The organism is Myxococcales bacterium (genome assembly GCA_012517325.1).
Taxonomy (GTDB): domain Bacteria; phylum Lernaellota; class Lernaellaia; order Lernaellales; family Lernaellaceae; genus JAAYVF01.
This window is the reverse complement of sequence record JAAYVF010000039.1, coordinates 1-21938: the sequence shown is the minus strand read 5'-3', so window position 1 is coordinate 21938 and position 21938 is coordinate 1. Positions and strand designations below refer to the sequence as shown.

Annotated in this window: 19 protein-coding genes; 12 read left to right on the top strand and 7 right to left on the bottom strand. The window is 57.2% G+C overall.

The window, feature by feature from the left end:
• Nucleotides 1-22: 22 nt before the first annotated feature.
• On the bottom strand, nt 23-1564 hold the full coding sequence (locus tag GX444_07290) for a glycoside hydrolase family 5 protein (GenBank protein ID NLH48392.1): 1542 nt from the start codon (nt 1562-1564) through the stop codon (nt 23-25).
• Between the two features lie 574 nt (nt 1565-2138).
• Between GX444_07290 and GX444_07285 the strand changes: the two genes are divergently transcribed.
• The 5 genes from GX444_07285 (at nt 2139) to GX444_07265 (ending at nt 5450) form a co-directional block, all read left to right on the top strand.
• A complete protein-coding gene (locus tag GX444_07285; protein NLH48391.1) occupies nt 2139-2804 on the top strand; it encodes a MotA/TolQ/ExbB proton channel family protein in 666 nt (221 codons plus the stop codon).
• 52 nt (nt 2805-2856) lie between these two features.
• Entirely contained in the window at nt 2857-3432 is a 576-nt protein-coding gene (locus tag GX444_07280) for a biopolymer transporter ExbD (protein ID NLH48390.1), read from the top strand.
• A gap of 1 nt (nt 3433) precedes the next feature.
• A complete protein-coding gene (locus GX444_07275) occupies nt 3434-4066 on the top strand; it encodes a hypothetical protein (protein ID NLH48389.1) in 633 nt (210 codons plus the stop codon).
• Between the two features lie 38 nt (nt 4067-4104).
• Nucleotides 4105-4644 carry a methyl-accepting chemotaxis protein gene (locus tag GX444_07270; GenBank protein ID NLH48388.1) on the top strand — a complete coding sequence of 180 codons (540 nt, stop codon included), beginning with the start codon at nt 4105-4107 and terminating at the stop codon, nt 4642-4644.
• 113 nt (nt 4645-4757) lie between these two features.
• A complete protein-coding gene (locus GX444_07265; protein NLH48387.1) occupies nt 4758-5450 on the top strand; it encodes a hypothetical protein in 693 nt (230 codons plus the stop codon).
• Nucleotides 5451-5583: 133 nt separating this feature from the next.
• Here the strand turns inward: GX444_07265 and GX444_07260 are convergent, their stop codons facing one another.
• The 3 genes from GX444_07260 to GX444_07250 form a co-directional block, all read right to left on the bottom strand.
• The gene (locus GX444_07260) at nt 5584-6075 is read right to left on the bottom strand and encodes a hypothetical protein (protein NLH48386.1); all 492 of its coding nucleotides are present in this window, start codon (nt 6073-6075) and stop codon (nt 5584-5586) included.
• A gap of 111 nt (nt 6076-6186) precedes the next feature.
• Nucleotides 6187-6798, bottom strand: a complete 612-nt coding sequence (locus GX444_07255; protein NLH48385.1) for a hypothetical protein — start codon at nt 6796-6798, stop codon at nt 6187-6189.
• 50 nt (nt 6799-6848) lie between these two features.
• Nucleotides 6849-7364 carry a universal stress protein gene (locus GX444_07250; GenBank protein ID NLH48384.1) on the bottom strand — a complete coding sequence of 172 codons (516 nt, stop codon included), beginning with the start codon at nt 7362-7364 and terminating at the stop codon, nt 6849-6851.
• 245 nt (nt 7365-7609) lie between these two features.
• On the opposite strand from GX444_07250, the gene GX444_07245 reads away from it, so the two are divergent.
• From GX444_07245 to GX444_07215, 7 genes are all read left to right on the top strand, one after another.
• The gene (locus tag GX444_07245; GenBank protein NLH48383.1) at nt 7610-9682 is read left to right on the top strand and encodes a hypothetical protein; all 2073 of its coding nucleotides are present in this window, start codon (nt 7610-7612) and stop codon (nt 9680-9682) included.
• Between the two features lie 33 nt (nt 9683-9715).
• Nucleotides 9716-11743 carry a hypothetical protein gene (locus GX444_07240; GenBank protein NLH48382.1) on the top strand — a complete coding sequence of 676 codons (2028 nt, stop codon included), beginning with the start codon at nt 9716-9718 and terminating at the stop codon, nt 11741-11743.
• A gap of 99 nt (nt 11744-11842) precedes the next feature.
• Nucleotides 11843-12133, top strand: coding sequence for a hypothetical protein (locus GX444_07235; GenBank protein ID NLH48381.1), 291 nt, complete (start codon nt 11843-11845; stop codon nt 12131-12133).
• Between the two features lie 90 nt (nt 12134-12223).
• A complete protein-coding gene (locus tag GX444_07230) occupies nt 12224-14980 on the top strand; it encodes a CehA/McbA family metallohydrolase (protein ID NLH48380.1) in 2757 nt (918 codons plus the stop codon).
• 2 nt (nt 14981-14982) lie between these two features.
• On the top strand, nt 14983-15510 hold the full coding sequence (locus GX444_07225) for a hypothetical protein (protein NLH48379.1): 528 nt from the start codon (nt 14983-14985) through the stop codon (nt 15508-15510).
• Between the two features lie 358 nt (nt 15511-15868).
• Nucleotides 15869-16774, top strand: coding sequence for an RNA polymerase factor sigma-32 (locus GX444_07220; GenBank protein NLH48378.1), 906 nt, complete (start codon nt 15869-15871; stop codon nt 16772-16774).
• Nucleotides 16775-16880: 106 nt separating this feature from the next.
• On the top strand, nt 16881-17765 hold the full coding sequence (locus GX444_07215) for an NmrA family NAD(P)-binding protein (protein NLH48377.1): 885 nt from the start codon (nt 16881-16883) through the stop codon (nt 17763-17765).
• A gap of 15 nt (nt 17766-17780) precedes the next feature.
• Here GX444_07215 and GX444_07210 read toward each other — a convergent pair whose 3' ends face one another.
• From GX444_07210 to GX444_07200, 3 genes are read right to left on the bottom strand one after another with little or no spacing between them, the layout of a single operon-like run.
• Nucleotides 17781-18890 (bottom strand): NAD(P)/FAD-dependent oxidoreductase, encoded by a 1110-nt coding sequence (locus GX444_07210; GenBank protein ID NLH48376.1) that lies wholly within the window; start codon nt 18888-18890, stop codon nt 17781-17783.
• Between the two features lie 13 nt (nt 18891-18903).
• Nucleotides 18904-19776 carry a UbiA family prenyltransferase gene (locus GX444_07205; GenBank protein NLH48375.1) on the bottom strand — a complete coding sequence of 291 codons (873 nt, stop codon included), beginning with the start codon at nt 19774-19776 and terminating at the stop codon, nt 18904-18906.
• The gene (locus tag GX444_07200) at nt 19773-21719 is read right to left on the bottom strand and encodes a glycosyltransferase family 39 protein (GenBank protein ID NLH48374.1); all 1947 of its coding nucleotides are present in this window, start codon (nt 21717-21719) and stop codon (nt 19773-19775) included. Before GX444_07200 ends, GX444_07205 begins: the two co-directional genes overlap by 4 nt.
• Between the last annotated feature and the right edge of the window lie 219 nt (nt 21720-21938).

The window sequence follows — 21938 nt, the reverse complement described above, 5'->3', positions numbered from 1 at the left end:
CCCGGCGCCGATCGCCCGCCGCTTAGCGGTTGCGTTGCGCGGCCGGCATGACGGTTACCGTGTGGCTGGGCGAATCCGGATCGGTTTGCAGTGAAACGACCTGGGTTTCGTCGTCGTATTCGGATGACCAGGTGCCTGCCGGGTCGGAGCATTCGACCGTGAATCCGCCGGGATATTGGCGCGCCGGGGCGTAAATCTCGGTCACTCCGGTCGCGGCGGTATTGGTGAAGACCAGTTCAAACACGCCGGTGTCGAAATCGAAGTCGTACGATTCGATATGTCCGGCCACGGCGCGCGGATAGGGACGGATGAGATACGGCAGGTAATAGGGTTTTTCGTTGCCCGCGGCGTCGAGCAGGCCCCAGCCGCAGTCGTCCTTGGAATAGACCCACACCGTTTCGCTCATCGTATAGCGATCGTGCGCCGAAACCGAATCGCGCGTCCATTCCGCCGGGCCCTCGACGCAGGAGGTGATGCCGTATTCGCCGACCAGCACCGGCCACCCCAGCCGGTCGCGGTCTTTGTCGTAACGGCGATTGTCCCAATCGATGAACTGTTCGTTGACCCAGTAACCGATGCTGTCCAGCGCCGTGCCGCCCGAATAGATGTGCGGCGCGTAGACGACGCGCGAATCGTCCAGCGGCTCAAGCTGGCAGGGCAGGATCGTGTTGAACAAATCCGGCTCGACCAGCGCCCAGCGCACGGTGTCGCGGGTGCGCAGCCGATCGATCAGATCCTGATAGAATGGAGTCAGGGTGTCGCGCTCGAAGGCGGGGAAGGCGGTTTGCACTCCGCCCCAAGGCTCGTTGAACAGATCATAGCCCCAGATGGCTGGATGTTCGCCGACCGTGTCCCACACCAGTTCCCAAGCCGTCGCCCAATGCTCGTCCAGGTCGCGGGACCAGAAATCGGCCGCGAATTGGATGAGCCCGAACAGATCGGGCGAATAGCCTTCGGCGCAGGCCCAGTCCGGCGCGCCGTTGCCCCCGAAGGTCGAACAGAACTGCCATTGATGCATGCCGACGATCGCCTTCAGCCCGGCGTTTTCGATCATGTCCAGCACCGGCGCCACGTGTTCGATGAGATAAGTGTCATCCCACTCGCCCTCGACGGGTTCCATATATTTCCAGGCGATCGGCAGCCGAACGTGGGTGAAGCCCCAGCCGGCGATGCGGTCGAAATCCTCCTGCTGGACCCACCAGGAGCCGAATTCCAAGCCGAAAACATTGACGCCGTGGATGATGACCTCGCGGCCGAGATCGTCCGTTATCTGCGGCGTCGGCGGCACGGGGGAGGTGTCGTTGTCGTCGTCATCGTCGTCGTTGTCGTTATCGTTGTCGTCGTCATCGTCGTCATCATCGTCGCCGCTGTCATTGTCATCGTCATTATCGTCGTCATTGTCGTCATCATTGTCGTCATCATCATCGGCGGTATCATTGTCGTCATCGTCATCCGCCTTAGCCTGCCCTGTAGTTGATCCGGGGTCATCGTCGGCATTGCAGCCGATCATCGCCGACAGAGACGTTAAGAAAACGAGCGCGAGCAGGAGAATGTTTTTCCTCATCGACCGACCCCTCTGTGTTGACAGGATTGCTATGGTACCGCATTCGGTATGGTTTCGTCAGCACCGGGGTCAAAAAGCCTGTTTTGCGGCCGCGCGGCACCGTCCCGATCGAAAATCAGGAGGCGTGGTAGTCTAAAATTTCAATGAAAGCGCTTTTTGCATGATACGAGCCCGGTCAAATGGTTCCGCGCGACACTCGGCGCGTTTGGATGATTATTTGTCAAAACAGAAGAATCGAATGAATGGAAAGCGGCCGAATTAATGGCCTTGACGCCGGCTTTTCTCCGGGTAAATATCGAGAGCAAATTTCGACAAGGAAGGAAGATTCGTATCGCGATGAATGATTGTATCTTTTCCTATCCGGAAAAGTCTTCCTTTTTAATAGGTGGCGCAGTGAGGGGAAATTCGAAAAATCGTCTTGAATTATAGAATTCCTCTTGCTTTTCGTATAAAATTGGATCATCATCCGAACCCTGCAAGGCGTATCCTTGCTGCAAGGGGTCGGCTTAAGTTAGCTGCTGGAGGGGAGCCCAGCGCCAAGTGAGGATTTACTTGAGGTAGAAAACACGGGTTATTGAATTGCTCTTTGCAGGAGAGGAAGAGAATGGAAGCCCTTGCGAATATTTTCCGTCATGCCAGCATACCAATCTACATCAACCTGTTTGTCTCTGTCATCGTTATCGCAACGATCGTCGACCGCATCGTCGCCCTTTTCGTGCAATATCGAATCAAGGCCGATGCGTTCGTCGATTCGATGCTGAAAATGGTGCGAAAAGGCGAGTTGGATCGGGCGGTGAAAATCTGCCAGACCACCAAAGCGGCGGTCGCTCAGGTTTGCAACGCCGGTCTTTCGCGCGCCAACGCCAGCGTGATGGAGATCTCCGCAGGGATCGATGAAGAGTTGATGCGGGTGACACCCCAGTTGGAAAAACGCGTTTCCAATTTGTGGGCGTTGGCGAACATCGCCACGCTCATCGGCCTCATCGGTACCATCTTCGGTCTGATTCAATCCTTCAGCGGCTTGGCGGCGGTCAGCCCCGAACAGAAAGCGGCGTTTTTGGCCCGAGGCATTGCCGAAGCGCTCAATAACACCGCCGTCGGTCTGGCGATCGCGATCATCTGCATGATCGGCCACCTAGTCCTGGCCGGTACCGCCAAAAAGCTGGTCGCCGATTTGGAAGTCAGCGCCGTTACACTCGAAAATTTCCTAGTCTTGCGCAAGCGTTCGGAACAAAAGTAGGGGGACGCAATCGCGGTCATGGCGTAGGGAAACCTGAACAGGAGGTTGCGTAATGGCCAAGCGCGTTCCCACGAAATCGAAAGAAGCCGAAGAACGCGAAGCCGCGGCGGTACTTGAACGCCGCGCCAAGCGCAAAGTCGGCGACTATCACGCGCTGGAAGAATTAAATCTCGTCCCCTACCTGGACGTGATGATGAACCTCATCATTTTCATGTTGGTGACGATTGCCGCGTTTTTGCCGCTCGGCATTCTCAGCATTTTCCCGCCCGCATCGCAGGCAGTCCGTGATGCTCAAAAACAGGAAGAACAGACTCCCGAGGAAGAAAAAAAGGAGTTGACGCTTACTTTGTTCATTACGCATACCGGTTTTACGTTCGCGGGCATCGGCGGCCTTTTGCCGGCTATTCCCATGTTGCCGAACGGTGATTATGATTTTGATACGCTCAATGCGAAAGCGGTCGAAATCAAGGATGCGTACCCGAACGAACGAGCGGTCATCATTTCAGCAGACAAAGACGTCCCGTACAAAACCTTGGTTAAAGCGATGGATACATTGCGCAACAAAAACGAACGGATTTTGTTCGATAATGTCAAATTGGGCGTCTTGACGAATCGCGGAGCGCAATAACATGGTCGGAACATCCGAAACCCACGTTGAACGCCGAGCCGGCGACGGCGACGCTTTTTTCAATGCGCTTACCCTGATGCGTAAACGGCGGCGCAAGGTCACCAAGGCCAAACGGGCCTCCGAGGAAATCACCTACCTGAACATCGTGGCCATGATGGACATGATGACGATCATCCTCGTCTTTCTTCTCAAAAGCGTGTCCTTCTCCAACGAATCGGTTACCGTGACCCAGGAAATGACCCTCCCGTACTCCACCATTCAGATCAACCCGGTCGAAGCCGTCAAGGTCTTCATTTCCAAGGGCGAAATCACCGTCGAATCCAGAAAAGTCGCGGAAATCCACAACGGAACGGTGGATGAAAAATACGTCGATTCAGAAAACCAATATTTGATTCCGACGCTACAGAAAGCCTTGGTGAAAGAGGCCGAGCAGCAAGGAAGACTCAGTCAAATCAACGAACAATTTAAATTCCAGGGCAATCTGACCATCCTGGCCGACCAAGACGTTCCCTATCACATCATCATGCAAGTCATCTATTCGGCGGGCCAGGCGGTAGCCAGCGAGAAAGTCGGCAGCGTGTCGTTTTCCAAATACCGTTTGATGGTTCTGCGTTCGGATGGTGGTGGGGCGTAGCCCGGCGGGCAAGCCTGACAAGGATGGAGGACAAGGCAATGGCCGAACAAAAACCGATCGGGACGGAACGGCGGAAACAACTTTTTTTAGGCAACCCGGCCCAAACTCACCTTTTATTGCTGCTGACCGGCTTTGTTCTGGCCGGGATGTTGGTTTTTCTGGTTCTCTCGCTGATCACCGGGAACGACGGCCAACTTTCCCTGGTCGCCATTTTCCTCAATCTGCTTTTGGCGATGATTCTCATCATGATCGGGGTGGCGTTCCTGGGCCTGCGATACAGCAATAAAATCATGGGGCCGATCGTCAATTTCGGCAGGAATCTGCAATTCATTCATCAAGGCGACTACACTCATAAAGTCCAATTGCGCCATGGCGACGAATTCCAGAATATGGCGGGTGTTTTCAATCAGGCTTTAGAAAGTCTGCGCACCCGGGTTCAGGAAGACCTGGCGTTTGCGGATCGGTTGATTGTTGAGTTGGAGGCCGCTGCGGCATCCGATGCCAAAGCCCGGACCGTTTTGCAAGAGGTCAAGGACTATCGTGCCAACAAGGAGCGTTATTTACAGACGCGCACTTGAAACCACGATTCGCGGGAGGGGGCATGGAACCGAATCTTCGAAATCCGGATAGGCCCACTGGAGGACAAAACGGCAGCGGAAACGGCTTCGATATCGAGCACGATATCGCTCGATTGAAGCGTTCCGGTTACGTCTGGGCCATTTTGCTGATCGTCCTGGTCGTTTCGTTTCTGATTCTGCTGATTCTCAGCCTGTCAGGCTATTTTCAAATGCAACAGATCCCGGAAATCCCGAAAGTGGTGAAGTTCGTTTATCCGGTCGTCGACAAGGTGCCGGTATACAACGAACCCAGCCCGGTCGCCACCCTATTGGGCCACGCCTCGCGCGACGAACGTTACCTGGAAACGAAACGCGTACCCGGGTTTATCCGCATCGAAAACGACACCATGGCCGGCTGGGTCGACCGCAAGAAGGTGATGACCAAGTTGGAGCGGGTCAGCGCGGCCGATGGTTTGAACCTCATTCCGTTGGATATGGCGGTGGAAGTATTGCCCTTCCAGAACGATATCATGATCAACGGCAAAATCATCAATCAATGGGACAAACCCATTCGCAATATCAAAGTCAGCTTCACTTTTCTGGATATGAGCCTGAAGCAACTGGCCACTGAAAACGTCGAAGTCTACAAGCAGCAAGATCTGCCCGGCGGCGGCACGGTCGATTTGCACGCCATCGGCCATGGTTTGTTGCAATCGGCGCCGTACGTGGCTTATGAAATCGACGATTTCGACATTCCGCCGGGCGCGATTCCGACGCCGGAACCGGTTGATGAGAAAATCAAGGGAATGGGCGGCGAGACGGAATAAACCGCCGGACGAACCCTTTTGCTGCTTTCCCAGGCTCCCCGATCCGGGGAGCCTTTTTTATGCCGGTTGCTTAAGAACAAGTCCGGCGGGCGATGCCCGCCGGACGGTTCTGGTTGAAAAAGTCAAAGGCTCACTATTCGCCGTGGCAAACCAGGCATTCGTTTTTGCTCTGCCAGGTTTTTCCATGCTTGCCGGCATGGCAAAGCAGGCAATTCTGATTCCAGTTATGGCCGCCCTCGTACGGTGGATTGGTGAAGTCGCCTTCCTGGTGGCAGCCGACGCACTGGCCAGGGGCGGTATACGCGTGGTTGTGCGGTTCCTTGGTGGTCACGCCCATGAAAACGGAGGCATGGCAGGTGTAGCAGTTCCAGGTGACATCGTGGTTGTTCGGATACTCCGGTGGCGTGGGTGTAGTGTCATTGTCATCGTTGTCATCGTTGTCGTCGTCGTTGTCGTCGTTGTCATCGTTGTCGTCATCGTCATCATCGTCGTCGACCGCGGTGTCGTTGTCGTCGTCAATCGATGTGTCGTTGTCGTCGTTGTCATCGTCGTCGCCGTTGTTGCAAGCCCAGGCGAAGACCATCGCCGCGGAAAGAGCCAGAAGCAGAAGCAATATTTTTCTCATACCGAGCCTCCCAGTAAGTCCTCCGTTAAGCCGACTGCCGCCCATTATCGCCAAATGGTGAATAGATTTCTAAAAATTGACTTATCGTAAAACCGGCCGCTCCGTTTTTTCTCAGTGCGGCAGATTCTTCAGCAGTTGCTTATAGACCTGATCCAAATTAACGATCCGCGTGATGCGGTAGTGATCCCCGGCCTTTACCGACTCCAAGTCCAGCGGCAACCAAGGGTCGCCGGCTTTCATCCGTACGTTGATTTTAAGACGTTCTTTGTCGTTTGTCTGTTTGACGTCGACAATTTTATAATTTTTATCATCGGTTTTCGGCACGCCGAAGAGTTGCACGAGGTTGAGCAGGACTTCGCTCGAGGGCAGCCGACTGATCCCGGGCGCCGCTTTGAGAATCTCGCCGTTTTCCACCATTTTCGCGAATTGTTTTTTCGTCTGCGTGACGGCAAACGGCTTAGCCAGATCCGCGACGTTGCCCAGCAAGCCCGCGTATTTCTTTTTCGCGTGCTTTTGCATTTCATCGAAGGTCAGATCCACGGCCTGGCCGATGATCGCTTCCACGTCCACGTAATCGGCAAAGCGGCTGTAGTCTTTTGCCTGCAATGCCTCGGCCGCGTTGATCATCGAGTTGAGCGTTTCGGATTTCACCGCGCAACCGATGACCAGCGCCACCAATGTGGCGACGGCCAGAAAACGATAAATCAAGCCGGTCTGGTTCATTTCCCAACCTCACGTTCGGTGTGGCGCCTATTTTAACGAAAATCGGCGGTTCAGGAAGAACATTCGCCGACCAGTCCGGTATTTTTCCCCGATTTGCCGTCTTCCCGGCAGCGGATCGTCAGGACCGGAATCTCGGCATAACGGATCACTTTTTCGGCCACCGAGCCGAAGATCAAATGTCGCCAGCCGGTCCAACCGTGCGTCGCGATGACGATCAGATCGGCCTTGACCTCGGCGGTCATTCGGATGATTTCATCGGCGGCGTTTCCCCGCACCACCAGCAAATCGACCGGGATTTCCGGCGCCAGGTGTTCCTTGGCGATTTTCGCCAACGTGGCGCGGGCGGTCTTTTCGATTTCCTCGAGATACTCGTTCAGGTTGTAGGGGATCGAGGCGGTCGCCGGCGGCATCAAAGGCGCGGAAATCGTCGGCAGGGGAACGATGACGTGCAACAGCACCAGCTCGGCGGCAAAATGGGCGGCCAGTTGACCGGCGGCGTCGATGGCTTTGAGGGAAGGGTCGCTGAAGTCCGTCGGGCAGAGAAATCGCTTGTTGAAAGGCAGCATTATTTTCTCTCCTTTCGGTCGGGCGATTCGCTCAAATAACACGATCTGTCTTCAGTATAAGGACGATTTTTTACCCTGCCAAGTAGACTTTTGTGCGATTTGCAGGGCGGAATTGAGAAAAAACGTTGCAATACAAGGAATTATCCTGATGTCTGCTTGTTTGGGACGAAGTCCCGGTCAGGCGATTAATTTCATTGACGGATCGGCGGCGGATGCGATATTATTATATATATAGTTCAGGACTGATGCATCACCTATTGATTGGCGTAAAAATGAAAAGGTCGACACGTTTGGTTACGAACCACTTCAGGATTATTCTCTTCTTTTTCCTCGCAATGCTTATCGTCGGAGCTTGCTCGACCAACCAAACGAATGATGGCGACGATCACTCTTCCGCCGACGATGATAACAACGACAATGACGACAATGACGACAATGATACCAACGATGATGATGACGACGATGATGACGACAACGACGATAATGACGACAATGACGATAACGACGATCTGGATTTGGAGTACGTTTGCAATGCCGACGGTTGGTGTTGGGAAAATCCCTGGCCGGTCGGCAACTGGTTGGGCGGTGTTTGGGGCTCTTCAGAGACTGACCTCTTTTTTGTCGGGGAAGCGGGCCTCATCCTCCATTATGACGGATCTGTTTTCACCAGGATGGACAGCGGCACGACCGTATCGCTGAGCAATGTCTGGGGCTTCTCATCCAGTGACATTTACGCGACCGGCGGTTCGGTCCTCCTGCATTACGACGGCGATGCCTGGTCGATCATTTTGAATAACGACCAATACACTTGGGGAGGTATTTGGGGATCACCCGACGGCCAGGTTTTCGTGGTAGGCGTTGATGAGGTAAATTCGGTCGACGCCATTCTTCACTATAACGGCGATTCCTGGTTGGTCGAATCCGCCGAAACAAGCGGACTTACATTGAGTGATGTCTGGGGCACTTCATCGAGCGATGTTTTTGCTACGGGTGGGTGGAAAATCCTGCATTACGACGGAACGGCCTGGACAGACATGGACGCGCCGGAACCGATGATTGCTTTCTTTTCCGGCATTTGGGGCGATTCGTCCACGGAGGTCTTTAGCGTGGGCGGCGGCGGTTATGGATGGGCTCCCAGTGGTTTTATTCAACAATACGACGGATCGGCCTGGTCCCAAACCTACACCGCGTCGGGTATTCTTTTAGACATCTGGGGTTCCTCCGCGACTAACATCTGGGCGGCGGGATACGCCTGTTACCCACGGCTTCATCATGACGGCGCCGAATGTTGGGGGATCATTCTTCACTATGACGGTTCGACCTGGTTGACAAGAACCCCCTTCGAGTCGGCTGGCCTGACCGCCATCTGGGGAACCTCGGAACAGAATGTTTACGCCATCGGCTCACGCGATGCCGAACAAACCACCCATACGATCTTGCGCTACGACGGGGAGGAGTGGTCCCGATTTTCGAGGAATATCGCTCCGATTCCCATCAGAGGTATTTGGGCGGCTTCCAGTACCGATGCGTTCGCGGTCACCGGAACCTCTTCGATGTTTTTAGACCCGCAGAGCCAGTATGGGGAAATTCTCCATTATGACGGCTCGATCTGGTCGGTACAGCTCGAATCGGACTACTTTATGACAAGCGTCTGGGGATCTTCGCCCACGGATGTTTTTGCGATCGGCCATAATGGATTTTATCCTTATGAAGATGTCATCTTTCACTATGACGGCGTTTCCTGGACGTCCATGGCCAACGAGATCCCGCCTGAACCCAAATATATTTGGGGGCTGTCCTCCGATGAGGTTTATCTCATTGGCAACGAAGAAGCGATTTATCGTTACAACGGATCGGTTTGGACGACGCTGGCTTGCCCATCGCCTGAAGGGTTGAGCGGCATTTGGGGAACATCCGGGTCCGATTTGTACGCGATCGGATATTTCGGCTCGATCTACCATTATGACGGCGTGCAATGCACGGCGATGGATAGCGGGACCGAGGAATCCTTCTATGCTGTTTGGGGTTCAGCGGCGGACGACATCTATGCGGGCGGCGGCGATTTGCGCCATTATGACGGCAATTCCTGGTCGCTGGTGTTCTTGCCGGTGGATGGAACGATTACCAGCATCTGGGGACGATCGTCGACGGATGTATACGTTGTCGTCGATCACGAGTTAGTGCACTTTGACGGCAATTCCTGGACTCTGATCGAGACGGGCGCTTCGGATAACATGTTGAGTTGGGTCAGCGGAACGCCGACCAATGATGTTTTTGTCGCCGGCCTTTATGGAGCCATCTTGCATAAGTCTTTTTGAAAAGGCGGTCATTGATGCTAAATGGGGAATTTAATGCAGATCAGGTTTTCGTTCGTCGGCTTTGCGGCAACGCTGGCGCTATGGGTTTTGATTATCGTTGCGTGTTCGGGTGACGAGCAGGGCGGCGACGACGACTCCGAATCCGATTCGGGGCAGGCTCAAGATGATGATGACGACAACAACGACAACAATGATACCGACGACGACGATGATGACGACGACAATGACGACAACGATGATTTCGCCGATTATTCAGTCTGCAATTCCGAAGGATGGTGTTGGCAAAATCCCTGGCCGGTCGGCGGCTGGTTGGCCGGAGTTTGGGGTACTTCGTCCGAGGATATGTATTTCGTCGGCGACCGCGGCGTCATTCTGCATTTCGATGGGGTGATTTTTTCCGCGCTGGCCAGTAATACGACCGAACCACTCACCGCGGTCTGGGGTTTATCCTCTTCCGATATCTACGCTGTCGGCGGCACGACCGTCGTGCATTACGACGGCGTCGAGTGGGCGCCGGTGGTGGCCGAAGAACGCTATCAGCTAAATGACGTTCATGGTTTTTCCTCCGCGGATGTCTGGGTCGTCGGGTATGACCTGACGAATTACGAAGATGTGATTCTGCATTTCGACGGTTTGACCTGGGCGATTATTCCGGGGGTGGCCGGGATTCACTTTCTCATGGATGTCTGGGGCAATTCACCGACCGAGGTTTATGCCGTGGGCAGGTCGGACGTGCTGCGCTTCGACGGTTTCACTTGGTCGCTGATGTATCATAATTCGGAGAACACCTGGGCCTCCTTCCATACCATCGAGGGAACTGCAGCCGATAACATTTTGGTCGGATTCAATGAAGGTCCTTATTATTCTTTAAGTGGGGGGATTGTCGATTACACGAACGGTGAATGGTCGTGGCCAGATTCATACCTTGGCTCGATTGAAGACATCAAAGATATCTCCGGCCAGGCGGTCTTCGCCGTCGGCATGGAGTGCCTGGGGTCGCCGATGGGCTGGGGCTCCTGCTACTCCCTGTTTTATCGTTACGACAATCCCGCTTGGACGGAATTGACCGATCAACAATACGGCGGGTTGAATGGAGTCGGCGGGTCCTCGCCGACGGATGTCTATGCGGTCGGTAGCGATTGCGCGGATATGGTGCGTCCAAACCGGATCCTGCATTACGACGGATCGACGGTCGAAGAAATTTCCAAGAGTCTGACGATAACCGACCTCAAGGCGGTCTGGGGTAGTTCGGCGGACGATGTGTATGTCGGTGGGGGAATGTATTTCATCGAAGAGTCCGGCGGAGTGATCCTGCATTTCGACGGTACCCATTGGTCGGTCGTTCAGCGGCCGGATGGTTGGGTTTTGAGTATCTGGGGCACGTCGCCTTCCGATGTCTATGCCTTAGCGACCGCAAACGGCAGTGAGATTCTCCATTACGACGGCAACACCTGGTCGACCATGGCCAGCAGCCCGGAGTTGTCATTGCAGGCCCTCTGGGGAACGTCTTCTTCCGATATTTTTGCGGTCGGCACTCATGTTATTTTGCACTATGACGGTGTGGACTGGAAGGAGATGTTGCGCCATCCCGAGCTTTACCTGCTGAGCGTTTGGGGATCTTCTTCCACCGACGTGTACGCCGTGGGCGAGGGTGGAGTCATTCTGCATTACGATGGCGCGGATTGGGCGGCGATGGCGAGCGGCACGGATCATGCCTTGCTGTCGGTTTGGGGATCGTCGCCGACCGATATCTACGCGGCGGGCGGGTCAACCAGTTCCCTTCCTTACGACCTTCTTCTTCATTTTGACGGATCGGCCTGGTCGGAAGTGACCGGTTTGCCTGCCGCAGCGAAAACCAGTGTTTGGGGCAGCTCGGCCTCGGATGTTTTCGTCGTTTCCGATGGCGCGATTCTGCATTTCGATGGAACCTCCTGGAAGGTTTCCGAGACCAACGCTCCCGAGCGGTGGTTGCAAGCCGTCGGGGGAACCCTCACCGGAAATGCTTTTGCTGTCGGCATTCATGGCGCGATTTTGAAGTACACCAACGAAGTAGAGGATTAGATACAGGGCCATAATTTCATCAGAAATTTACTATTGAGATTTAAAAAATATTTTGAATGGGCTATGAAAAAGTAAGGAATGTGTTTACAATTCCAGCCGATGAAAATGGTTGCGCTGGCGAAGAAATCTTTTTTTATTATTCTGGCAATCGCCTTTCTCGCCATTGTGTGCCTGTCACTTGTCCACAATCACTATGCGACGCAAGGTCGCCAGTTTGATCCGAACTGCCCGCTATGCCAATTGCTGATGGGATTTTTCCTCACGCTCGCGGTTTTACCGGCATGGTTGGTTCTACCCGCCATGGTAACCCGGTTGGGAAATTCGGTTTTTTGTTTGCCGCAAGCCGTCCCAGTCAACGACCGGGCGTCTCGCTCACCGCCGGTTTTTTGATTTTCATCGTCCGACTGCAAATCAGTAAATGGTAAACCGAAGTGATCGAGAAACAGCGTCGACGGATGGCTATTGCAAAGGAGTGAATCGATGAAACGCTTCCTCGTGGCGACCGCGCGATCCGGATTGTCATTGACAATCCTTTTCCTGTTGCTGACCTCGTTGTTCCTCGTCGGTTGTTCGACCGGCGATGACGATGATGACGACCGGTCGGACGACGATACGACGCCCGCCGATGATGATGCCGTTGACGATGACGACGACGATGACAATGACGACAACGACGACAGCGGCGACGACGATGACGATGACGACAATGATGATAACGACGACGACAACGATAACGACGATGATAACGACGACGACAGCTCGCCTTACGTTTGGGCCAATCTGTCGGATACGCTCGGCCCCGGCGAGGTCCGCGCAGGGATCATCACCAGCGAAGACGAACTGATCGGCGGCCCGCGGGCTCGCGGTGAAATCGGCGATCTGAAGATTTATAACTCGGAAGTCGAATTCATCATCCGCTCGCCGGAGCATGCGGGCGTCGGCTGGATGGGTTACGCGGGCAACGTCATCGACGCCGATCTGGCGCGGCCGCAAGGCGAGGACGGCATGGACGGCTTGTGGGCGCTGGATCAGATGATCGGCCTGGCGCGCGCCTTCTACGCGAAGGATTTTCGGATCGTCGCGGCGGGCAATGAGGGCTCGGCGAAGATTCGCGTGACGGGCAAGGACGGCGGCGTGAGCATCGTGGACCACCTCGTCAAAACCTGGGATTACGGGTTGGAGGAAACCGTCGAGTACACGCTGGATCCCGACACCAACTACCTGCACATCAATACGATCTTGAAGGACACGACCAATGCCGCGCGCAACGTGCTGCTGGCCGATTTCGTCTTTTGGGGCGACGAGACGCGGCCGTTTTCGCCGCGCGCCGGTTACGATATGGGCGATTTCGACCTGCTCGCCAACCTGCGGTGGGTCGGCGGCACGAACACCCGCTGGCAACCGGTTTCCTATGCCCTGGCCACCACCAGCCCCGAGGAAAAATTCTGGGCGCCTTACGTCGACGGCGACATCGTGCCGCTGATCACCGGCATGATTCCGCTCGAGCCGCTCGGCCAGGGCGCCCAGGAGCGGCTGCTGATCGTCGGCAACGGCGACACGACAATGTTCAACGCGACTTTGAATCAATTCGACGGCAACAAGGCCGTAGGCACGATCGACGGCACGGTGGTGCTGGACAGCGGCGACGACTTCACCCAACTCGAAGTGCTGATCACCGACGACCGCCCCGAAGGAGAAAACTACGTCGGCGTAGCCTGGCCGGATGAATCAGGCGCGTTTTCGATCGAGGTCGAGCCCGGGGATTATCAACTCTGGACCGAAGGTCCCGGTCGGGTCGCCGGCACGCCGGTCGCGGTGACGGTGACCGCCGGCGATAAAACAGCGATCGATGTTCCGGCGACGGTTCCGGGCTTTCTCGATTACCTCGTGATCGACGGCGACGGCGCGGCCGTGCCGTGCAAGCTGTCGCTGCAGGCGGGATTCGACGCGGCGCCGACCGACAACGTCGTGCATCGCGTCTGGAGCGTGACCGGCACGGGCATCGAGCGCGTCGCGCCGGGCGATTACACGATCACCGCCTCGCGCGGTTACGAATACGAAATCGCCGTGCAGAACGTGACGATCGTCGCCGGCGACAACGCGGAATTCGACGACGTGCTGGTGCGTTCGGTCGACACGACCGGCTACCTGACCGGCGATTTCCACGTCCATACCCAGTTCTCGGTGGATTCGCAGGCTCTGGCCGAATCGCGCGTCCGTGAAATGGCCGCGGCCGGCCTGGAAATGCCGGTCTTCACCGATCACGACACGATGTCCGATTACCTGCCCTACGTCGTGGCTGAGGGCGCTGAAGCGTTCATCCATCCGGTGATCGGCGCGGAAATCAGCCCGGTTTGGGGCCACTTCAACACCTGGCCGCTGACCAAGCGGGCGGACCGGCCCGACTATTACGGCGTGCCGTTCGTTCATTACGACGCGGACGGCGTGGCGCAGGAGAAATACGAATTCCCGGATATGTGGGAAATCGCGCGCAACGATTTCGGGGCGCAAATCGTGCAGATCAATCACCCGCGCGACAGCTCCGGCTGGTTCAATTATGTGAAATACGATCCGGCGGTGGGCATCGGGTCGGTCGATCCCGATCGCTGGGGTGATAATTTCGACGCCATCGAGGTCTTCAACTCGGGCAACGACGACAAAGGAACGCTGATCGACTGGTACAGCCTGCTGGATCAGGGCTATACATACACGATGACCGGCAACAGCGATTCGCATACGCCGTCTTCCGAACTGGGCAACGCCCGCAACGTGTACGCGATGCCCACCGACAACCCCGCCGACGCCACGGTTCAAGACATGGTCGATTCGGTCCTGGCGCACCGGAGCGAGGTCAGCAACGGCCCGTTCATCAATTTCGGCATCGCCGATCAGACGATCGGCGGGTTCGTCGATTGCGCGACCGACACCGAAATCAGCCTGCTGATTCGCGTCCAGGCGCCGAGTTGGATGGACGTCAATTACCTGCGCGTCTACACGAACCACGGCGAATTGGCCACGGAGATCGTGATCCCCGATACCACCGAGGTGGTGCGGTTCGACGATACCGTGGTTCTTCCGCTGGACGGCGACGCCTATTTCGTGGTGGAAGCCGGGCATACGTCGGCGACGACTCATCCGGTCAATCGCGAGCGGGTTTTCGCGATCACCAACCCGATCTGGGTCGATGCGAATTGCAATCACGCGTTCGACGCTCCGGGTCTGCCGGTCGAGGAATGACCGTGCGCCGGCAGTCCCTTTGGCTGATCGCGCTGCTGCTGGTGGTGGCCGCGACGCCGACTTCGGCCCACAAGCTGGGGCGGCATTCGCACTTTCACGCCGTGTACACGCTGGCGCCGGCCAAGGTGACCCTCGAACTGTTCGACGACGGCATCGCGCCGAACGGCGCCGATCCACGACTGCAAGCAAGCCGGATCATCGCCCTGGTTCAATTGACCGTGGACAACCAAAACCTTGCCTGGGTCGTGAAAAGCGCCAAGGCCGAGGACGAAAGGCGGTCCTATGTTTTCGAGGCGCCGTTGGCCTTGAAGCACGGTTTGCACCACCTTTCGCTGGTGGACATGAACCTGTGGAATGCGCCGGAGTACCTGCTGACCATGCGGCCCCAGGGCGAGGTGCGATTGCCGGCGAAAATCGAGGAAGTCCCCTTGCGCGGCGAGGTAAACTTCCGTTTCGGGGTCGGCGTCGATGCGCCGGCGGATCAGGAGATTTTCGTCGGCCGGCCACCGGAAAAACCGACCGGCCGGTAACAGTTGTTGAAGGTAAAAACCGGCGTTTTCCCGAAAAGGAAAGCGCCGGTTTTTTCTCGATTTTTTTGTGTGAGCGGTGGTCGAAAAAGGCGTTTGCCGACGCGGCGACTTTTTCTCGATTTCCCTCTGGAAATTTTAAATCAACTTTGATAACGTCAGCAAACTTTTTTGCGCGCGCTGAAATGGGCCGAAATGAGCTTGACAAAGGAATTAACCACTTTATTTTTACTTAGTAAATAGCGCAAGCGGCCATCGAATGCCGGGTGTGGCTGAAAGTGATCGAACCTGACGGAGGGTTTTCGTGTCGAAAGGGCAATGAATCGCCAAGCGTTCGACATCCGAGCGGAGACATCAAGAGATGGCAAAAAAAATCCAACCCGAAACCGCGCTGATCCGATCGCCCCAGCAAAGTCTGGTCACGACCGGTCCGCTGGAAACCTATCTGGCGCGGTTGCGGGAACTACCGCTACTGACTCCGGAAGAAGAATACAACTTTGCCGTCGATTTGTTCGAAAACGGCAATAAGGAAGCCGGCGTCCGCCTCGTGCTGGGCAACCTGCGCCTGGTGGTGAAGATCGCCTTCGAGTACCGCCGCCAATTCATGCAGGTGATGGATCTGATTCAGGAAGGCAACATCGGCCTGATGCAGGCCGTGGCGAAGTTCAATCCATACAAAGACGTCAAGCTGTCCAGCTATGCCTCGTGGTGGATTCGCGCCTACATCATCCGTTACATCCTCAACAACTGGAAAATGGTGAAGATCGGCACGACCCAGGCGCAGCGCAAGCTGTTCTTCAACCTCAAGAAGGAAAAGGCCCGCCTGGAAGCGCGCGGCATCGTCCCGACGGCGCAGTTGATCGGTCAATCGTTGCACGTTTCCGAGCGTGAGGTCGTGGAAATGGAAGGCCGCCTGGGCAGCAACGATGTTTCGCTGGACATGCCGGTCGGCGAGAAGGGCAAGGAAACGGTCAGCGACCTTTTCCCCGCGCACGAATCTCAGCCGGACGAGGCGATTGCGGTCGGCCAGGAGCGCCGGATGGTGCGCGAGGCCATCGCCGACCTCGAACCGCGCCTTTCGGACAAGGAAAAGTTCATTCTCTACAATCGCCTATTGACCGACGAACCGCTTACGCTGCAGGAAATCGGCAACGAATTCAGCTTCTCGCGAGAGCGGGCGCGAAAAATCGAATCGGGGCTGCTCGATAAAATGCGCGGCTTTTTCCAGCGGCGCGGCCTGAGCGCCGAGCAGTACGACGCCCGTTAGTATCGAAGATTACCCAATCCAATAATCCGGCGCCGGATTGTCTTTTCAGGATTCGTCCCTATATTTCATTTGTTGAGAATGGTTGTCAAATATGGGGGATGCCATCATGAGTATCGTCATCACCACTCCGACCGGAAAAATCGGTTCGCGGTTGACGGAAATTCTGCTGCAGGCGGGTAAAAAAGTGACTCTGCTGGCTCGGCACCCGGAAAATGTGGCGCGGTTTGCGGTCATGGGGGCGACGGTCAAGCAGGGGTCGCTGAACGATGCTGGGTTCGTGCGGGAGGCCACGCAAGGTGCCAAGGCGCTTTTCTGGCTGACGCCGCCAAACGTCGAGGTGGCCGATTTCCGCGCCTATCAGCGCGAATTGGGGCGGATCGCCGCCGAAGCCATTCAGAAAAACGGCATTGCGCACGTGGTTCACCTGTCCAGCCTCGGCGCCCATCTGGGCAGCGGGGCGGGACCGGTCAACGGCCTGCACGATATCGAAAAAATTCTCGACGGCGTGGCCGCGAACGTCACGCATCTGCGCCCGGCCGCGTTTTACGAGAACATCCTCGGTTCGCTCGAAACGATGAAACAGATGGGCGCGCTGTTTCAGGCGGTTTCGCCGGCGGTTCGGGTGCCGATGATCGCCACGCGCGATATCGCCGAAGTGGCAGCGAAGCAATTGGCCGACCTGAGCTGGTCCGGTCGCCGCGTGCTGACCTTTTTCGGCCCGGAAGATTTGAGTTACGGCGAGATCGCGGCGATCATTTCCCGGGAAATCCGCCGGCCGATCGAGTACGTCCAGGTCTCGCCGGACCAGGTCCGGGACGCGCTCGTCGGCCTGGGAATCAGCGCCGACGTGGCCGGCCAGTACGTAGAACTGGCGCAGGCGTTCGATTCGGGCCTGTTGCTGAAGGGTTTGACGACCGTGCCGGATTGGCGGACCCCGACGACCTTCGCGCAATTCGCCCGCGACACGATCGTGCCGGCGTTGGGCGAGTAGCGACGAGCGGCGCGGCTACAGGTGCCGCAGCGTGAAATCGCCGATGTCGGAATAGAGCTTGAAAATTTTGCCGAGCACCGGCTTGCCGGTCCGTTTCAAGTGATTCTGGCTGTAGGTCACCAGACCGTGGAAGGTCTTGAGCCCGAGGTAGAAGGGCGATGACTTGACGCGCCAGGAATAGCGGGCGAGGTACGCGCCGTCGGTGCGCCCTTCGCGCAGGGCTTCGTTGGCGGTGCGGGCCGCGAGCTGGGAGCTGACCATCCCGAGGAAAATGCCGCCGCCGGTGAGCGGATTGACGAAGCCGCCGGCGTCGCCGACCACCAGCACGCCGTCGCCGTGCAGGCGCGAGGCCACGTAACTGGGGATCATCCCGGCCGTCTTGCGGACCGCCGCCCGGCCGCGCAAATCCTCGCGGCTGTCGATGAACTTCAGCAGAAAGTCCTTGGCCTGTTTGCCGATGCTTTTCACCGGGCCGCCGACGCCCACGTTCAGCGTGTCGCGCGTCGGGAAAACCCAATAGTAGCCGTAGGGCAATTTCTGCTCGTCGAAGAAAAACTCAAACGCGTCGTGCGGATTGTCGGGATAGCCCAGTTCGTAGGCCAGGCCGACGATCGGCTCGCGGCTCGGGTCGACGCCGAGGCCGCATTCGCTGAACGCCAGCGAACGGACGCCGTCGGCGAAGACGACGATGTTCGCCGTCGCCTGCCACTGGACGCCGCTCGGGCGGTCGAGCACGGTCAGCACCTTGTGGAACGGATCGTAATTCATCGCCGTCTGCCGCAGGCGCAATTCGGCGCCGGCCCGCACGGCCCGGTCGGCCAGGTAGCGATCGAATTCGGTCCGTTTGACGCTCATGTAAACCGGCCGGTCGGCCTGATAGGTTTTTTTCTCGAAGCCCAGGTCCAGTTGGACGCGACGGATTTTTTTCTGGATCAGGCTGTCGGGCAGGTCGAATTTCTTTTGCAGGAAATTTCCCAGGCCGCCGCCGCACGAATTGTTTTCGCCGGGGTAGGAATCGCGTTCCAGCAACAGCACGTTGTATCCGGCCTTGGCGATTTCCTGGGCCGCAGTCGATCCGCAGGGCCCGGCGCCCACGACGATGACATCATAACGGGAAAGGCTCATCCGACGGCTCTCCTCAATGCAGCGCCCGCCACTTGGCGAAAACGAGAAAAACGCCGGCGATCACGAACAGGGTGCGGTAGACGATCTGATAGGTGCGATCGTAACCGGTCCATTCACCGCGGACGGCGCGCCAATGCAGCAGCAAATGTGGGAAAAATATCGCCAGGTACGGCCAGGCGAACCGGAAGGCGATCACGCCGGCCAGGCTCAAAACCGACAAATACGCGAAGGCGAAGGCGAACAGGAAAAAGGCGAACGAAAACATCCGCCGCGGGCCGAACACCACCGCGTTGGTGCGCAGCCCCGCCGTGCAGTCGGGCTCGTAATCCTTGACCTCGTGGTTGATGTGACCGGCGGCGAAGACCAGCGCGAAGTACGCGCCGATCAACAGCGACGTCCGGTCGAGCGGCCGCACGGCCGCGTAACCGAGCAGAAATTGCAGCACGCCGCCGATCAAGTGGAGGAACGTCCCGACCAGCGGCAGGCTTTTGCCATAAACCGCCGGGTGCGAATACAGCGTCCAGTTCCCGATGATCAGCAACCAGGGCAGCAGGCAATGGGGAAACCAGAGAAAATACAGCAGGCCCGAAAAGAAGACGCCGCCGTAGGCGAGCCACAGCAACTCGCGCGCCGAGACCTCGCCGGTCACCGCCGGGTTGCCGCTCAGGCGCTGATTGACGACGTCGTGCGCCAACCCGCCGTAGGAATTGAGGCAATAGACGTACATCACCAGCGGGTAGGTGGCGATGAAAAATTTGCCGATCAACCAGCCGATCCCCCGCCAATCGGCCAGGGCGATGAACAGGCCGATCAACGGAAAGCCGATCATCAGGCACGATTCGATCGGCCGCGTGGCCAGCAGGTATTGCCAAAGCTTGCGAATCATCGCGAATCCGGGAAATTGTCGGGGAACAGCGCGACCTGGTAATCCTCCAGTCTGACGACCTCCGGTCGCCCGCTTTGATTCCAGGTGACGACGTAGGCGGGCAGGCCCGGATGATACTTGGCGGCGAATTCCTCGTCGCGCGTCCGGCCGTAGTTGACGTAAAAGAGTTGTTTGTCGCCGAGCAGGCGGCTGGTCATCGGCCGGCCGACCACCCAGCTATCCTGATAATTCTTGTCGGTCGTGTTCTTCAGATAGTAATTGGTGAAAATGACCGCGCGGTCGGGGACGCCGAAATCCTCCAGCGCTTTTTCCAACTGCGCGACGTTTTCGGCGACCCGGTGCAGCGCGCGGGCGTTGTATTGGTGAAACGTGAAAAAGGCGGCCAGGCAGGAAAACACGATGAACAGCATCACCCGGCGCGCGGCGACCTGCCGGGGCATCCACGCCAGCAGCAGCCGGGGCGCGGCCTCGATGCCGCTGACCGTCAGCAGGATAAGCACCGCCAGCAGTTCGTAGTAGAGCACGGGGCCGGTGTCGGAAACGCCGGGCCAGAAATAGAAGTAGTAGGCGAAGAACGTCAGCAACACGGTGGAAAAACCGAGCCACTCCAGGCTTTTCTTGTCGCGGCGCAGCAGCCAGGCGATGACGAACAGCAGGCTGATCGGCCAGCCCAACAGCCACCAGTTCAACCGCAGCAGGTTGTCCCACGCGCTCCAAAAGCCCTGGGCGGGGCTGTGCACCATGTGCCACGCGCCTTTGCCGAAGCCGAAGGGGTGCTTGAACGGCGTCCGGCCTTCGCCCCAGGCGGCATGGTAGTTCGTTTTGAAGTAATCGCCGTTGATCTGGTAATTGAAATACAGCGAGATGCCGATCGTCAGCCCGACCAGCAGCGCCAGCAGAAGAATCTTCAACCATTGCCGCTTGATATCGCGCAGCAGAAAAACGGCCAGCGCAATGCCGACCGGCCCGGCGGCGAGCAGCGTGGTCGCCGAACGGACCTGGAAACAAACCAGGAAAAAGAAGCCGGCCAACAGGGCGTGAACCCAGCCGGTTTCCTTCCAGGTGCGATGGGCGAAATAGAAAAACCAGATCAGGCAGCACAAGGTCGTGCTGTGACTGAGCAGGGTGGCGGACGTCGCCAGGAAGGTCGGGCTGATCGCCAGCAACACCGCCGCCAGCAGGCCGCCCTTGGGGCCGTAAAGCCGGCTGCCGAGCAGATAAAGGCCCAGGATGGAAAAAACGGCGAACACCAGCGGCATCAGGTGCGGCCAGCCGGCCAGGTAGCCCGGCAGCAGGGCGATGCTCTGCCCGACCGGATACTGGCCGAAAATCTTGCCGTTGTTCACCAGAAAGATGTTGTCTTCGAAGATCCGGTCGCGCAGCGGTTCCACGTCGGGCAGGCTCGGCAACGCCAATTGGCCGGCCGCGAGAATCCGCGACTGAAACAGATAGACGTTTTCGTCGTCGGTCACCGGCTGGTAGTCGAGCACCCATTTTGCCGCGCCGAAGAGCAGGGCGCCGGCGACCATCATCGCCGCGACGACTACCAGGCGGCGCCGGCGCGGCTGCGCCAGTTTTTCCACCAGCCGGCCGAGCGGGCCGGCCAGCCAATGTTCCGCGCCGATGACCAGGAAAACGACCAGCGGCAGCATGGCCAGCAGTCCGACCGCGAAGATCATCTCGTTTTTGCTGATCAGCAGTACCCGGTTTTCGCCCGCGTCGCTCCAGCCGTATTCGTGCATGTTGGCGAAACCGCCGCTGAGAATGGAAAGCATCGCGAACCCGATGCCGAGCAACACGCACCATTGCAACCAAAACCAACGGGAAAGGCGTTGGGGCGATTTCTTCTCGAATTCCACGTAGTCGAAGGTTTCATCAACCGGAGGCGGAGGGGTCTCGGTTGTCGATTCCTGACGAATTTCCTCGGGCTTTTCCTGACTCATTTTGCCTCGGCCGACCTCACGATTTTAAACGACTAACTTTAGCCGATGCCCCTTCCAAGTGTCAACGCACGGCTTGTTTTTGTATTAGCTTAGCGACTTTGTCCCCTGTAACTGCTTAGCGATTATGTCCCCCATGAAGAAGGACATGATTTCGATGACTCCCAAGGAGTTACAGCGGATGAGGTTGCTGGTCTGCGTCCTGGAGGGGCAGCTGCCCCT